Source organism: Streptomyces sp. bgisy159 (genome assembly GCF_057707805.1).
Window position 1 is genome coordinate 90335 of sequence record NZ_JBYIQX010000008.1, and the last position, 14705, is coordinate 105039.

15 protein-coding genes are annotated in these 14705 nt (G+C 74.5%); 7 read left to right on the forward strand and 8 right to left on the reverse strand.

Annotation, left to right across the window (positions count from 1 at the left end; translation table 11 throughout):
• Nucleotides 1–71: 71 nt before the first annotated feature.
• Nucleotides 72–2570, reverse strand: coding sequence for an aminopeptidase N (gene pepN, locus AC3ET3_RS10875; protein WP_432136014.1), 2499 nt, complete (start codon nt 2568–2570; stop codon nt 72–74).
• Nucleotides 2571–2673: 103 nt separating this feature from the next.
• Nucleotides 2674–3012: a chorismate mutase gene (locus tag AC3ET3_RS10880; protein WP_432136013.1), complete on the reverse strand. Its 339-nt coding sequence runs from the start codon at nt 3010–3012 to the stop codon at nt 2674–2676.
• 70 nt (nt 3013–3082) lie between these two features.
• Here AC3ET3_RS10880 and AC3ET3_RS10885 point away from each other — a divergent pair, with 70 nt between their 5' ends.
• Nucleotides 3083–3979 (forward strand): hypothetical protein, encoded by an 897-nt coding sequence (locus tag AC3ET3_RS10885; RefSeq protein WP_435612032.1) that lies wholly within the window; start codon nt 3083–3085, stop codon nt 3977–3979.
• 82 nt (nt 3980–4061) lie between these two features.
• On the opposite strand, the gene AC3ET3_RS10890 is transcribed toward AC3ET3_RS10885, so the two are convergent.
• The gene (locus tag AC3ET3_RS10890) at nt 4062–4970 is read right to left on the reverse strand and encodes an SDR family oxidoreductase (RefSeq protein WP_432136011.1); all 909 of its coding nucleotides are present in this window, start codon (nt 4968–4970) and stop codon (nt 4062–4064) included.
• 1 nt (nt 4971) lies between these two features.
• Complete coding sequence (locus tag AC3ET3_RS10895) at nt 4972–5712, reverse strand: SDR family oxidoreductase (RefSeq protein ID WP_435612033.1); 741 nt, start codon at nt 5710–5712, stop codon at nt 4972–4974.
• A 54-nt stretch (nt 5713–5766) separates the two neighbouring features.
• Here AC3ET3_RS10895 and AC3ET3_RS10900 point away from each other — a divergent pair, with 54 nt between their 5' ends.
• From AC3ET3_RS10900 to AC3ET3_RS10915, 4 genes are read left to right on the forward strand one after another with little or no spacing between them, the layout of a single operon-like run.
• The gene (locus AC3ET3_RS10900; protein WP_432136009.1) at nt 5767–6513 is read left to right on the forward strand and encodes an enoyl-CoA hydratase family protein; all 747 of its coding nucleotides are present in this window, start codon (nt 5767–5769) and stop codon (nt 6511–6513) included.
• Nucleotides 6506–7327 carry a CoA transferase subunit A gene (locus AC3ET3_RS10905; RefSeq protein WP_432136008.1) on the forward strand — a complete coding sequence of 274 codons (822 nt, stop codon included), beginning with the start codon at nt 6506–6508 and terminating at the stop codon, nt 7325–7327. The genes AC3ET3_RS10900 and AC3ET3_RS10905 overlap by 8 nt, the downstream gene beginning before the upstream one ends.
• Complete coding sequence (locus AC3ET3_RS10910) at nt 7324–8040, forward strand: CoA-transferase subunit beta (protein WP_432136007.1); 717 nt, start codon at nt 7324–7326, stop codon at nt 8038–8040. Before AC3ET3_RS10905 ends, AC3ET3_RS10910 begins: the two co-directional genes overlap by 4 nt.
• Nucleotides 8040–9089: an NAD(P)H-dependent flavin oxidoreductase gene (locus AC3ET3_RS10915; protein WP_432136006.1), complete on the forward strand. Its 1050-nt coding sequence runs from the start codon at nt 8040–8042 to the stop codon at nt 9087–9089. Before AC3ET3_RS10910 ends, AC3ET3_RS10915 begins: the two co-directional genes overlap by 1 nt.
• Here AC3ET3_RS10915 and AC3ET3_RS10920 read toward each other — a convergent pair.
• From AC3ET3_RS10920 to AC3ET3_RS10930, 3 genes are read right to left on the reverse strand one after another with little or no spacing between them, the layout of a single operon-like run.
• The gene (locus AC3ET3_RS10920; protein WP_432136005.1) at nt 9073–10230 is read right to left on the reverse strand and encodes an acetyl-CoA C-acetyltransferase; all 1158 of its coding nucleotides are present in this window, start codon (nt 10228–10230) and stop codon (nt 9073–9075) included. The genes AC3ET3_RS10915 and AC3ET3_RS10920 overlap by 17 nt on opposite strands.
• 38 nt (nt 10231–10268) lie before the next feature.
• On the reverse strand, nt 10269–10904 hold the full coding sequence (locus tag AC3ET3_RS10925; RefSeq protein ID WP_432136004.1) for a TetR/AcrR family transcriptional regulator: 636 nt from the start codon (nt 10902–10904) through the stop codon (nt 10269–10271).
• A gap of 22 nt (nt 10905–10926) precedes the next feature.
• Nucleotides 10927–11712, reverse strand: coding sequence for an SDR family oxidoreductase (locus tag AC3ET3_RS10930; protein WP_432136003.1), 786 nt, complete (start codon nt 11710–11712; stop codon nt 10927–10929).
• Between the two features lie 48 nt (nt 11713–11760).
• Here AC3ET3_RS10930 and AC3ET3_RS10935 point away from each other — a divergent pair, with 48 nt between their 5' ends.
• Both AC3ET3_RS10935 and AC3ET3_RS10940 read left to right on the forward strand, forming a co-directional pair.
• Nucleotides 11761–12900: an acyl-CoA dehydrogenase family protein gene (locus AC3ET3_RS10935; protein WP_432136002.1), complete on the forward strand. Its 1140-nt coding sequence runs from the start codon at nt 11761–11763 to the stop codon at nt 12898–12900.
• On the forward strand, nt 12900–13874 hold the full coding sequence (locus AC3ET3_RS10940) for an acyl-CoA dehydrogenase family protein (protein ID WP_432136001.1): 975 nt from the start codon (nt 12900–12902) through the stop codon (nt 13872–13874). Before AC3ET3_RS10935 ends, AC3ET3_RS10940 begins: the two co-directional genes overlap by 1 nt.
• Before the next feature lie 12 nt (nt 13875–13886).
• On the opposite strand, the gene AC3ET3_RS10945 is transcribed toward AC3ET3_RS10940, so the two are convergent.
• Nucleotides 13887–14639 (reverse strand): vWA domain-containing protein, encoded by a 753-nt coding sequence (locus AC3ET3_RS10945; protein WP_432136000.1) that lies wholly within the window; start codon nt 14637–14639, stop codon nt 13887–13889.
• Nucleotides 14640–14705 lie beyond the last annotated feature (66 nt).

Here is a 14705-nt window from a genome sequence, read left to right on the forward strand (position 1 = left end):
AGCCGCCCGACCGGCCCCCGCGTCCCCGCATCCCATCGCCCCCGCGTCCCCGCGTCCCCGCGGTCGGCCGGCTACCCCGCCGACACGGTCCGTACCCGCAACGCCCGTTCCAGGTCGTCCAGCTGGTCGACGAGCTTGCGCCGCAGGGCCGGGATCGGCTCGCCGTCGGTGAGGCACGCCTTGCCCAGGCGGAGCGCCTCCTCGTCCACCGCGTGGACGGGGAACGCCCACCGTCCCGCCGCGTCGGCGATGGCCGGCCCGCGCCGCTCGGCGACGGCGACCGCGTCGGCGTAGAAGCGGGCCACGTACGGCCGTACCAGCTCGGCCTGTTCGGGCTGCCAGAAGCCCTGCGCGGTGGCGGTGAAGAGGTAGTTGGAGAGGTCGTCGCCGGCGAACATGGCGTCCCAGGCCGCCGCCTTGGCCGCCGGGTCGGGCAGCGCGGCCCGGCAGCGGGCGGCGCCTTCCCGCCCGGTGGCGGAGGGGTCGCGGTCGAGCTCCGCGGCGATGGCGGCCTCGTCGGTCGCGCCCAGCACGGCGAGCCGCGCGAGGACCCGCCAGCGCAGGTCGGCGTCGAGTTCCGGGCCGCCGGGCACGGTCCCGTCGGCGAGCCAGGCGGCGATGGTCTCGGGGTGGGCGGCGACGTCGACGAAGTGGCGTACGGCGATCAGGCGCAGGCCGGGGTGGTCGCCGTCCTCGGTGCGGCGGATGAGGTCGCGGCACAGGGAGGACAGGGTGGCGAGGGCGGCGGGGCGCTGCTCGGGTGTGACGTACCGGTCGGCGATCTGGCCGCAGGCGAAGCCGAGGACGCCCTGCACGAGGGCGAGGTCGGTCTCGTGCGGCAGGTGGGCGCGGGCGGCCTCCAGGTAGGCGGCGGGCGGGAGTTCGCCGTCGCGGACGGCGTCGCGCAGGGCGTTCCAGACGACCGCGCGGGTGAGCGGGTCGGGCAGCCCGGACAGCGCGGTGCGCACGGTCGCGGAGGAGTCCGCGTCGAAGCGGATCTTGGCGTAGGTGAGGTCGCCGTCGTTCAGCAGGAGCAGGGCCGGCTTCTTGCCGAGCGGCTGGGGCGCGGTCTGCGGGACGTCGACCTCGATCCGCTCGCGCAGGGTGAGGCGGCCCTCGTCGGTGAGGTCCTGGTCGTAGAGGCCGACGCTGATGCGGTGGGGGCGGCTGCCGGCGCGTTCGACGGTGAGGGTGCGCGAGCCGTTGGTGCCGCCGACGGTGGGGGTGAGGGTGTCGACGCCGGTGGTGCGCAGCCAGGCCTCGGCCCAGGCGTGGACGTCGCGGTCGGTGGCGGCGGCGAGGGAGTCGATGAAGTCGGCGAGGGTGGCGTTGGCGAACCTGTGCCGTTCGAAATGGATGTTGATGCCGGCGAGGAAGTCCTTCTCGCCGAGCCAGGCCACCAGCTGGCGCAGCGCGGAGGCGCCCTTGGCGTAGGAGATGCCGTCGAAGTTGAGGAGCGCGGAGGCCGTGTCCGGGACGGCGTCGGGTGCGACGGGGTGGGTGGAGGGGCGCTGGTCGGCGTCGTAGCCCCACGCCTTGCGGACGACGCCGAAGTCGGTCCAGGTGTCGGTGAAGCGGGTGGCCTCGGCGGTGGTCTGGTAACCCATGTACTCGGCGAAGGACTCGTTCAGCCAGATGTCGTCCCACCAGCGCAGGGTGACGAGGTCGCCGAACCACATGTGGGCCATCTCGTGGGCGATGACCATGGCGCGGGTCTGGCGTTCGGTGTCGGTCACGGCGGAGCGGAAGACGAACTCGTCGCGGAAGGTGACCAGGCCGGGGTTCTCCATGGCGCCGGCGTTGAACTCGGGGACGAAGGCCTGGTCGTAGGAGTCGAACGGGTAGGGCTCGGTGAACTTCTCGTGGTAACGGTCGAAGCACTGCCGGGTGACGTCGAGGAGTTCGTCGGCGTCGGCGTCGAGGTGGGGGGCGAGGGAGCGGCGGCAGTGGATGCCGAAGGGCAGGCCGTGGTGTTCGGTGCGCACGGAGTGCCAGGGGCCGGCGGCGACGGCGACGAGGTAGGTGGAGATCAGGGGGGTGGTGGCGGCCTTCCAGACGCCGTCGCCGGTGTGCTCGGTGATGCCGTTGGCGAGGACGGTCCACCCTTCGGGGGCCTTGACGGTGAGGTCGAAGACGGCCTTGAGGTCGGGCTGGTCGAACGCGGCGAAGACGCGCTGGACGTCGTCCATGAACAGCTGGGTGTAGACGTAGGTCTCCCCGTCGGCGGGGTCGGTGAAGCGGTGCATGCCCTCACCGGTGCGGGAGTAGCGCATGCGCGCGTCGACGCGCAGTTCGTGGTCGCCGGGGGCGAGGTTCTTCAGCGGGAGCCGGTTGCCGTCCAGGGACCCGGGGTCCAGGGGGTGTCCGTCGAGCGTGGCGGAGCGCAGTTCGGCGGGTTTGAGCTCGACGAAGGTGTCCGTCACCTCGTGGTCCGTGCGCGCGGAGAACCGGATGACGGTGTGGGACGTGAAGGTCTCGTCGCCGGTGGTGAGGTCGAGCTCGATGGTGTAGCGGTGGACGTCGAGCAGCTGGGCACGGGTCTGCGCTTCGTCGCGCGTCAGTACGGACATGGACGACATGCTGCCTGATGGCGTCGCGTGGGCACAGGGGCGGATCGGTACGTGCGCGATGTCGGGGCGTGCACCGGCCGCCGTCCGTGCCCGGACGGGCGCGTCAGCCGGCGGTGCCGACCGTGTCCTCGGCGATGCGCTCGTGGTGGCGGATGACCTCGGCGATGATGAAGTTGAGGAACTTCTCGGCGAAGGCGGGGTCCAGTTTGGCGCTCTCGGCGAGGGCGCGCAGCCGGGCGATCTGGCGGGCCTCGCGCCCCGGGTCGGCGGCCGGCAGCTGGTGGCGGGCCTTGAGGTGGCCGACCTGCTGGGTGCACTTGAAGCGCTCGGCGAGCATGTGGACGACGGCCGCGTCGATGTTGTCGATGCTGTCGCGCAGCCGCGCCAGCTCCTCGCGCACGGCGGGGTCGACGTCACCGGTTCCGGTGTTGCTGGTGGTCATGGGCGTTCACCCTAGTGGGCGCCCTCCTCGTACAGTGGTATCGGGTTCACGGCTGTCCTGGGGGTGCGGCGTGGCGAACGGCGGACCGGTCGAGCACGGCTTTCCGCATCTGGAGACGGTGCGGGACGCGATCACGGCGCTGTACCGGCGGTTGTCGTACGACACCGTTCACGCCTTCGACACCAGTGTGCCGCCGGTCGATGTGGCGTTCTGCGACACCGACGACCTGTATCTGGGGGCGCAGCGGGTGGCGCGTGCGCTGGTGCGGCACTTCCGGCTGCCGGACGCGCGGCTGATCGTGAGCTTCCGGGAGATGGAGCAGGCGGCGAGCGTGGAGCTGACGGCCGGCCCGGAGTACTTCGTGGAGCTGAACGCCCGGTTCCGTACGCATCGGCGGGACATCGGCGCGGCGCTGGCGCACGAGATCGCGCACGTGTACCTGCACCGGCTGGACCTGTCGTTCCCGGGCACCCGCGCCAACGAGATCCTCACGGACACGGTGACGACGTATATGGGCGCCGGTTGGCTGCTGCTGGACGCGTTCCGGCAGGACGGGGTGTCCTCGCAGAAGCTGGGGTATCTCACGCCGGAGGAGTTCGGGTACGTGCTGGCGAAACGAGCGCTGGTGTTCGGGGAGGATCCGTCGCCGTGGTTCACCAGCGCTCCGGCGTACGAGGCGTACGTGCGGGGGCGGGAGCGGGCCGGCCGCGACGGGCGGCAGCCGCCGCTCACGGCGGCCGGGTGGGCGGGGCGCCGGCGGTACGCGCAGGACCGGCGCCGGGCGCAGGCGCTCAGGCCGGGCGGGGGCGCGGAGGGAGCGGGGTACTCGTTCGCGCCGGGCGGGGACGGTCCGTGGCGGGTGACGTTCCCCTGTCCCACCTGCCATCAGCGGATCCGGGTGCCGGTCCGGGGGAGGGTGCGGGCGCGGTGCGGGCTGTGCCGGACGGTTCTGGAGTGCGACACGTAGGAACGCTTCGCCTCCCCGGCCGGTCCCGCCCGGGGTGGGTGCGGTGCCGATGTGCCGGTCCGCCGGGTGCCGCACCGCGTCGCTAGAGGCCGTACACCTGCCCCGGTGTCTCCGCGCGCGCCAGCAGTCTCGTCACCGTCTCCCCCACCTCCCCCGCGCTCCATCGCGCTCCCTTGTCCGCCGTGGGGCCCGGCCGCCAGCCCTCCATCACGGTGATCCGGCCGCCCTCGGCCTCGAAGACCCGGCCGGTGACCCCGGCGCTGGCGGCGGAGCCGAGCCAGACCACCAGGGGGGAGACGTTCTCGGGGGCCATCGCGTCGAAGCCGTCGGCGGGCGCGGCCATGGCCTGCGCGAAGGTGCGCTCGGTCATGCGGGTGCGGGCGGCGGGGGCGACGGCGTTGACCTGGACGCCGTAGCGGGCGAGTTCGGCGGCGGCGACCAGGGTGAGGGCGGTGATGCCGGCCTTGGCGGCGCTGTAGTTGGCCTGGCCGACCGAGCCGAGCAGTCCGGCCCCGCTGCCGGTGTTGACGACGCGGGCGGCGGGCGGGCGGCCCGCCTTTGCCTCGGCGCGCCAGTGGGCGGCGGCGTGCCGCAGGGGGAGGAAGTGGCCCTTGAGGTGGACGCGGAGGACGGCGTCCCAGTCGTCCTCGTCGAGGTTGACGAGCATGCGGTCGCGCAGGAAGCCCGCGTTGTTGACGAGGGTGTCGAGGCGGCCGTACGTCTCCAGGGCGGTCGTCACGAGGGAGGCGGCGCCCTCGGCGGTGGCGATGTCGCCGGCGTGGGCCACGGCCCGGCCGCCGGCCGCGCGGATCTCGTCGGCGACGCGGGTGGCCGGGCTGTCGGGACCGGGGCGGCCGTCCAGGGTCACCCCGAGGTCGTTGACGACGACGCGGGCGCCCTCGGCCGCGAGGGCGAGGGCGTGCGCGCGGCCGAGACCGCGCCCGGCGCCGGTGACGACGGCCACCCGGCCGTCGCAGAGGTTCGCGTGCATCTCAGTCCTCCTCGGTGACTGTCGCGGCGTCCAGGAAAGCGGGCCGTTCGCCGCCGCCGTGCACGGGCAGCGCGGCGCCGCTGATGTAGGCGGCGGCGTCCGACGCCAGGAAGACGGCGGCGGCGCCGACGTCGGCGGGGCGGGCGAGCCGGCCGAGCGGGACGGTGCGCTCGACGGCGGCGATCCCCTGCTCACCGCCGTAGTGCAGGTGGGACAGCTCGGTGCGGACCATGCCGACGACGAGCGTGTTGACGCGGACCTCGGGCGCCCATTCGACGGCCATGGAGCGGGCGAGGCTCTCCAGTCCGGCCTTGGCCGCGCCGTAGGCGGCGGAGCCGGGTGAGGGGCGGCTGCCGCTGACGCTGCCGATCATGACGATGGATCCCCGGGCCCGTCTGAGGTGGGGGTGGGCGGCGAGGGAGGCGGTCAGGGGGGTGACGAGGTTGAGTTCGATCACGCGCGCGTGCCGCTCGGCGTCCGCGTCGGTCAGCCGGCGGTGGGGGGTGCCGCCCGCGTTGTTGACGAGCACGTCGAGGCGGGGCAGGGCGGCGAAGAAGGCGCGGACGGCCGGCGGGTCGCGCAGGTCCAGGGGGGCGAACTCCACTCCGGCCACCGGCATTTCGGGGGGTCTGCGGGCGCAGACCAGAACCCGGGCGCCGGCGTCGGCGAACGCCCGCGCGATGCCGGCGCCGACGCCGCGCGTGCCGCCGGTGACGACCGCGACCTTTCCGTGCAGGCCCATGCGACGCTACCCTTCACCTAACAAACGTTTGGTGGAAAGGTAGCTGATGCGGCCATGGGTGTCTCCACCTCGTCCCCCGAAAGGGGGATATCCGTCGTCACCGTCGACTTCCCGCCGGTGAACGCGCTTCCGGTGGCCGGCTGGTTCGCCCTGGCCGACGCGGTGCGGGCGGCCGGCCGCGACCCCGGTGTGCGGTGTGTCGTCGTGGCGGCCGAGGGGCGGGGGTTCAACGCCGGGGTGGACATCAAGGAGATCCAGGCGGACGGCCGGGCCCTGGTCGGCGCCAACTCCGGCTGCGCGGAGGCGTTCGCGGCGGTCTACGAGTGCGAGGTGCCGGTCGTGGCCGCCGTCCAGGGCTTCTGCCTGGGCGGCGGCGTGGGCCTGGCCGGCACCGCGGACGCGATCGTGGCCAGCGAGGACGCCGTCTTCGGGCTGCCCGAGCTGGACCGGGGGGCGCTGGGCGCGGCCACCCACCTGGCCCGCCTGGTGCCGCGGCACCTGATGCGGGCGCTGTACTACACCTCGCGCACGGTCACGGCGGCCGAGCTGCGGGCGCACGGCTCGGTGTGGCGGGTGGTGCCGCGCGCGCAGCTGCCGGGCGCCGCGCTGGAGCTGGCCGGTGAGATCGCCGCGAAGGACGGCCGGCTGCTGCGCCTGGCCAAGGCCGCCCTCAACGGCATCGACCCGGTCGACGTGCGCCGCAGCTACCGCTTCGAGCAGGGCTTCACCTTCGAGGCGCAGCTCACCGGGGTGGCCGACCAGGTGCGCGACCGATTCGGGAGGGGGCGGGCGGATGCCTGACGAGCCGACGACCGACAAGACGATGACCGCCGAGGAGGCCGTCGCCCGGCTGGAGAGCGGCATGACCGTGGGCATCGGCGGCTGGGGGTCCCGGCGCAAGCCGATGGCCCTGGTGCGGGCCCTGCTGCGGTCACCGGTCACCGACCTCACGGTCGTGTCGTGCGGCGGACCGGACGTCGGCATGCTGGCCGCCGCCGGCCGGATCCGGCGGCTGGTCGCCGCGTTCGTCACCCTGGACTCGATCCCGCTGGAGCCGCACTACCGCGCCGCCCGCGAGCGGGGCGACCTGGAGCTGACGGAGGTGGACGAGGCGATGTTCCTGTGGGGGCTGCGCGCCGCCGCGCACCGGATGCCGTTCCTGCCGGTACGGGCGGGGCTGGGCTCCGACGTCATGCGGGTCAACCCGGGCCTGCGGACGGTGACGTCGCCGTACGACGACGGGGAGACGTTCGTGGCGATGCCCGCCCTGCGGCTGGACGCGGCCCTGGTGCACGTCAACCGCGCCGACCGGCTGGGCAACGGGCAGTACCTGGGGCCGGACCCGTACTTCGACGACCTGTTCTGCGCGGCGGCGGACGCGGCCTACGTCTCGTGCGAGCGGATCGTCGGCACGGCCGAGCTGACCGAGGGCGCCGCGCCGCAGACCCTGCTGATCGGGCGGCACACCGTGACGGGGGTGGTGGAGGCCCCGGGCGGGGCGCACTTCACGTCGTGCGCGCCCGACTACGGCCGGGACGAGGCCGCGCAGCGCGCGTACGCGACCACGCCCTGGCCGGAGTTCGCCGAGCGCTATCTCACGGGGAGGCCGTCGTGACCGTGACGCGCGCCGAGTACTGCGTCATCGCCTGCGCCGAGGCCTGGCGGGGCGACGGGGAGGTGCTGGCCGCCCCGATGGGCCTGATCCCGTCCGTCGGCGCGCGGCTGGCCCGGCTCACCTTCGCGCCGGACCTGATGCTGACCGACGGGGAGGCGCTGCTGGTGCGCCCGGACGGGACGCCGGAGGGCTGGCTGCCCTACATCCGGCACCTGGACCTGGTCACCGGCGGGCGCCGGCACGTGATGATGGGCGCGAGCCAGCTCGACCGGTACGGCAACCAGAACATCTCCTGCGTCGGCGACTGGCGGCGGCCCCGGCGCCAGCTGCTCGGCGTGCGCGGCGCCCCGGTGAACACCCTGAACCACCCGACCAGTTACTGGGTACCCAGGCACGCCCCGCGAGTCTTCGTGGAGCGGGTCGACATGGTGTGCGGGGTGGGCTACGACCACGCGGCGGGCGCCCGCCATCACCGGCTGCGCCGGGTGGTCACCGACCTCGGGGTGTTCGACTTCGCCACGCCGGACCACTCGATGCGGCTGGCGTCCCTGCACCCCGGGGCGACGGTCGGGGAGGTCACCGCGGCCACGGGCTTCGACCTGGCCGTCCCGGACGAGGTGCCGTACACCCGGGAGCCCAGCGCCGAGGAGCTGCGGCTGATCCGGGAGGTGCTCGACCCGGGGACGACGCGCGCGCGGGAGGTCGGCCACTGATGGAGACGGCGCTGACCCGGCTGGTCGGGGTCCGCCACCCGATCGTGCAGACCGGCATGGGCTGGGTGGCGGGCCCCCGGCTGGTCTCGGCGGCGGCGAACGCGGGAGCCCTGGGCATCCTGGCGTCCGCGACGATGACCCCGGACCGGTTGCGCGAGGCGGTCCGTGAGGTGCGTGCGCGGACGGACGCGCCCTTCGGGGTCAACCTGCGCGCCGACGCCGGGGACGCCGCCGAGCGGGTCCGGATCATCGTGGAGGGCGGTGTCCGGGTGGCGTCGTTCGCGCTGGCGCCCTCCCGCGAGCTGATCGCGGAGCTGAAGGAGGCGGGCGTGGTCGTGATCCCGTCGGTGGGTGCGCGCCGGCACGCCGAGAAAGTGGCCGCCTGGGGTGCCGACGCGGTGATCGTGCAGGGCGGCGAGGGCGGCGGGCACACCGGCGAGGTGGCGACGTCGGTGCTGCTGCCGCAGGTGGTGGACGCGGTGGACGTCCCGGTCGTCGCGGCGGGCGGCTTCTTCGACGGGCGGGGCCTGGTCGCGGCGCTGGCCTACGGGGCGGCGGGCGTGGCCATGGGCACCCGCTTCCTGCTCACCTCGGACTCGACGGTGCCGGACGCGGTGAAGGCGCGGTACCTGGCGGCGACGGTGCGGGACGTGACGGTGACCCGGGCGGTGGACGGTCTGCCCCACCGCATGCTGCGCACGGATCTCGTCGACGCGCTGGAGCGCGCGGGGCGCGCCAGGGCCCTGCTGCGGGCCGTCCGCGCGGCCGCCGCCTTCCGGGAGCTGTCCGGGCTGTCCTGGCGCGCGCTGCTGCGCGACGGTCGCGCCCTCAGGCGCGGCAAGGACCTGACCTGGAGCCAGGTCCTGCTCGCCGCGAACACCCCGACGTTGCTGAGGTCGGCGATGGTGGACGGCCGCACCGACCTCGGGGTGATGGCGTCCGGGCAGGTCGCCGGGGTGATCGGCGACCTGCCCTCGTGCGCGGAGCTGGTGGAGCGCGTGATGGCCGAGGCGGAGGAGGTGCGGCGGCGGCTCACAGCCGTTCGATGACCGTCACGTTGGCCTGGCCGCCGCCCTCGCACATCGTCTGCAGGCCGAACCGGCCGCCGGTGCGCTCCAGTTCGTGCAGGAGGCTGGTCATCAGCCGGGCGCCGGTGGCGCCCAGGGGGTGGCCGAGGGCGATGGCGCCGCCGTTGACGTTGACCTTGCCGGGGTCGGCCCCGGTCTCCTTCAGCCAGGCGAGGACGACGGGCGCGAAGGCCTCGTTGATCTCGACGAGGTCGATGGCGTCGAGGGTCAGCCCGGTCTTCTTCAGGGCGTGGGCGGTGGCCGGGATGGGCGCGGTGAGCATCCGGATGGGGTCCTCGCCGCGTACGGAGAGGTGGTGCACGCGCGCGCGTGGGGTGAGCCCTTGTTCGCGTACGGCTCGCTCGGAGGCCAGCAGCAGGGCGGCGGCGCCGTCGGAGACCTGGGAGGAGCAGGCGGCGGTGACGGTCCCGCCGTCGATGACGGGCGCCAGGGCGGCCATCTTCTCCGGGGAGGTGTCCCGGCGGGGGCCCTCGTCGACGGCGACCGGCCCGTAGGGGACTGTCTCGCGGGTGAAGCGGCCCTCGTCGATCGCGCGCAGGGCCCGCCGGTGCGAGCGCAGCGCGAACTCCTCCTGGTCGCGGCGGCTGATCCGCCACTTCGCGGCGATCATCTCGGCGCCCGCGAACTGGTTGACGGGCCGGTCCCCGTACCGCGCCCGCCAGCCCTCGCTGCCCGCGAAGGGCCCCTGGGTGAGGCCGAGCGGCTCGGCGGCCTGCCGGGTGGCGAAGGCGATCGGGATCTGGGACATGTTCTGCACGCCGCCCGCGACCACCAGGTCCTGGGTCCCGGACAGCACGGCCTGCGCCGCGAAGTGCACCGCCTGCTGGGAGGACCCGCACTGGCGGTCCACGGTCACCCCGGGCACCTCCTCGGGCAGGCCGGCGGCCAGCCAGCAGGTGCGGGCGATGTCGCCGGCCTGGGGTCCCACCGCGTCCAGGCAGCCGAACACGACGTCCTCGACGGCGGCCGGGTCGACGCCGGAGCGGGCCATCAGCTCCCGCAGCACATGCGCGCCCAGATCGGCCGGGTGGACCTCGCTGAGCCCTCCCCCGCGCCGCCCCACGGGCGTACGGACCGCTTCGACGATGTAGGCCTCGGCCATGGCGGCAACTCCCTCACGCAGAACGGAACCTCGAACGGCTACTCACGTACGGCGATCCCGTCCAGCACCATCGACAGGTACTGGCGGGCGATCTCCTCGGGGCTGTGCTGTCCGCCGGGCCGGTACCAGGACGCGGCGACCCACACCGTGTCCCGGACGAACCGGTAGGTGAGCCGGACGTCGAGGTCGGCCCGGAAGACCCGGTCCGCGACACCGCGCTCCAGCGTGGACAGCCAGGCCCTCTCGAACCTGCGCTGCGACTCGGCGAGGAAGGCGAACCGCTCCTGCGCCACGAGCTGCCTGCTCTCCTTCTGGTAGATCGCGACGGCGGCGCGGTGCCTGTCGATCTCCCGGAACGACTCGGTGACCAGGGCCTCAAGGGTTTCGCGCGGGCCGAGGCCGGCGGCCAGGACGGTGTCGTAGCCGTCCCACAGCTCGTCGAGGAAGGTCCGCAGGATCTCCTCCAGCATCGACTCCTTGGAGTCGAAGTGGTAGTAGAGGCTGCCGGCGAGCATGCCGGCCTGGTCGGCGATCTTGCGGACGGTGGTGGCGTTGTAGCCCTGTTCGGCGAAGACCTCGGCGGCGGTGCCGAGGAGTTCGCGTCGCCGGGCCTGCGCGGCGGCCGCCGCGGGCTTGCTCTCGGCGGTCACCTGGGGCTTCTTCTTCGTAGGCACGCGCACATTCTCGCCCCCGGCCTCACGCGCGCTGGCTGCTGACGGCGACGACCTCGCCGGTCATGTACGAGGAGTAGCCCGACGCCAGGAAGACGATCACGTTGGCCACCTCCCAGGGTGCGGCGGCGCGGCCGAAGGCCTCCCGGGCGGTCAGGTCGCGCAGCAGCTCGGCCGAGGTCACCTTCGCCAGGTGCGGGTGCAGGGCGAGGCTCGGCGCGACCGCGTTGACCCGGATCCCGTCCCGGGCCGCCTCCACCGCGGCGCAGCGGGTCAGTGCCATCACGCCGGCCTTGGCGGCGGCGTAGTGCGCCTGTCCGGCCTGGGCGCGCCAGCCCAGGACGGAGGCGTTGTTGACGATCACCCCGCCGCCGGAGCGGCGCATCAGGCGCAGCGCGGCCCGGGTGCAGCGGAAGGTGCCGTTCAGCGTGACGTCCAGGACGCGGGTCCACTGGTCGTCCGTCATGTCGACGAGGTCCGAGGTGCCGCCGAGGCCCGCGTTGTTGACGACGACGTCCAGCCGTCCGTGCGCGGCGACGGCCGCGTCGAACAGGGCGCACACCTGCGTCTCGTCGGTCACGTCGCACGGCACGGCGGTCACCGCGTCGCCGAACTCGCCCGCCAGAGCGGCCCGGTGCTCCTCCAGCCGGCGGGCGTGGGCGTCGCTGATCAGTACGCGGGCGCCCTCCTGGAGGAACCGGCGGGCGGTGGCCGCGCCGATGCCCGCCCCGGCGGCCGCGGTGACGACGGCGGTGCGGCCGCCGAGCAGACCGTGTCCGGGAACGTACGCCGGAGCCTCGACGTTGGTCATGACAGCACGCTAACCTACCAAACACTTGTTAGGGAAGGAGGGTGAGTCGTGGACCTCGCGTTCTCCCCGGCCGACGAGGCCTTCCGCACCGAGGCCCGCGCCTGGCTGGCCGACCACGTCCCGCGCGCTCCCCTGCCCTCCCTGGAGACCGCCGAGGGCTTCGCCGCCCACCGCGCGTGGGAGGCCGAGCTGGCCGCGGCCCGCTGGTCGGCGGTGAACTGGCCGACGCGGTACGGCGGTCGGGACTGCGATCTGGTGCGCTGGCTGCTCTTCGAGGAGGAGTACCACGCCCTGGCCGCCCCGGCCCGGGTCAGCCAGAACGGGATCTCGCTGCTCGCCCCGACCCTCCTCGACCACGGCACCGAGGAGCAGCGCGCCCGGGTCCTGCCGCCCATGGCGCGCGGCGAGGCGGTCTGGGCGCAGGCCTGGTCGGAGCCCGAGGCCGGCTCCGACCTGGCGTCGCTGCGCGCGAGGGCGGAGCGGGTGGCGGGCGGCTGGCGGCTGAGCGGGCAGAAGACGTGGTCCTCGCGCGCGGCCTTCGCCGACCGCGCCTTCGGCCTGTTCCGCTGCGACCCGGGCGCCGCCGGGCCCCACCAGGGCCTGATCTACCTGATGTTCGACCTGCACGCCCCGGGGGTCACGGTCCGCCCGATCCAGCGCCTGGACGGCCGGCCGGCCTTCGCGGAGCTGTTCCTGGACGACGCGTTCGTGCCCGACGAGGACGTGATCGGGGCGCCCGGCGAGGGCTGGCGCATCGCGATGTCGGCGGCGGGCAACGAACGCGGCCTGATGCTCCGCTCCCCGGGCCGCTTCCTCGCCGCCGCCGACCGGCTGCACCGCCTGTGGCGCTCCCGCGGCGGCCCGCCGGAGTTCGCCGACCGGGTGGCCGACGCCCTGATCGGCGCCCGCGCCTACCAGTTGTTCGCCTACGCCGCCGCCTCGCGCCTGCTGGACGGCGGGTCCCTCGGCCCGGAGTCCAGCGTGAACAAGGTGTTCTGGTCGGAGTACGACCTCGCACTGCACGAGACCGCCCTGGAACTCCTCGGCGAGGAGGGCGTGTTCGCGGACACCTCGTGGTCCGAGGGCTGGCTGTTCGCGCTGGCCGGCCCGATCTACGCCGGAACCAACGAGATCCAGCGGGACATCGTCGCCGAGCGGCTGCTGGGCCTGCCGAAGGGACGCCGCTGATGCGCCTCCTCCTCGATCCCGAGCAGCGGGCCTTCGCCGCCTCCCTGGACGCCCTGCTGACGGCCGCGGACACCCCGGCGGTGATCCGGTCCTGGGGCCGGGGCGATCCCGCGGGCGGACGCGCGCTGTGGCGCCGGGTCGCCGAGGCGGGGGTGTTCGCGCTGGCGGTCCCCGAGGCGTACGCGGGGCTGGGCCCCCGGCCGGCCGAGGTCGCGGTGGCCTTCGTGGAGCTGGGGCGGCACGCGGTGCCGGGCCCGCTGGCGGAGACGGTGGCGGCGGCGGCCCTGCTCAGCGCGCTGGAGGATCCGGGCCCGGCCGAGCGCCTGCTGCCCGCTCTGGCCGGCGGTGCGGCGATGGCGACGCTGGCCTGGGGGCCGTACGCCGTGGACGCGGAGGTGGCGGACGTCCGGCTGGGCGTGACGGCCGACGGCTGCCTGGAACTGTCGCCGCCGCCCGGCACTCCACCGCGCCCGACCCCGGACCCCGCGCGCCGGCTGAGCCCGTTGCCACCCGGCGGGGAGCCGCTCGCCCGCGGCCCGCGGGTCGCCGAGGCCCTGGAGCAGGCGGTGCGGTGGGCGCGGCTGGCCACCGCCGCGCAGGCGCTCGGCATCGGGCTGGCCCTGCTGGACCGGACGGTGGCGTACGTCGGCCGGCGCACCCAGTTCGGCGTCCCGGTCGGCTCGTTCCAGGCGGTCAAGCACCGGCTGGCCGACGCGCGGATCGCGCTGGAGTTCGCCCGCCCGCTGGTGCTGGGCGCCGCGCTCACGCTGGAGCCGGGCGAGGTGGCCGCGGCCAAGGCCGCCGCCTGCGACGCCGCGTACACGGCGGCCCGCGCCGCCCTGCAGTCGCACGGCGCCATCGGCTACACGGCGGAGTACGACCTGTCCCTGTGGCTCACCCGGGCGCACGCGCTGCGCACGGCGTGGGGCAGTCCGCACGCATGCCGACGGGCGGTGCTCGATGCGCGGGCGTGAGACCCGGCGGGCTCAGTGCGCCCCCCGGGCCAGGTTGCCGGCGTCGCCCGGCGTCCGCAGGATGCCCCGCGCCCGCGCCGCCGCCAGCCATGACGGGAACTCGCCCACCAGGCGGTCGTACAGCTCGCCGTCCGGCATCGCGCGCGGGTCGGCACCGGCGTGGAAGAAACCGGCGTTGTCGACCATCCGCTTCTCGGGGACGGGCAGGTCGTCGAGCCGGCGCAGGAAGTCGAACTGCTTGCTGTCCGGGTCGCCGAAGCCGATGAACTGCCAGAACAGCGGCAGCCCGGACGCCTTGCACAGATACCGTTCGGCGGCGAGCTTGTTGATCGGGCCGCCGTCCGTCTGGAACACCACCAAGGCGGGCGCGTCGGCCCCGCTGTCCAGGTAGTGGTCGATGACGGCGTCCATCGCCAGGTGGTAGCTGGTCCTTCCCATGTGCCCGAGCCCGGCCACGATCCGGTCCACCCGCCCCGCGTGGTCGGCGAGCACGATGTCGGTCTCGGCGTCGATGTCGGTGGAGAAGAACACGACGGGCACCCGGCCGTCGTCGTCGAGGTGGGCGGACAGACCCAGCACCCGGTCGGCCAGCGCCTGCACGCTGCCGTCCTTGTAGTACGGCTTCATCGAGCCGGAGTAGTCGACGACGAGATAGACGGCGGCCCGCTCCCCCGCCAGCCCGTGCCGGCTGAGCGACACACCGGCGGACTTGTAGAGGCTGACCAGCGCGGGGGCGGCCTCCTGGACCTTGCTGAGACTGATCACAAAGCCACCTTAGGCGACAGCGCCTGCCCCGTCGTCCGGTCGGGGACAGTGGGGCAGACGCTGCCT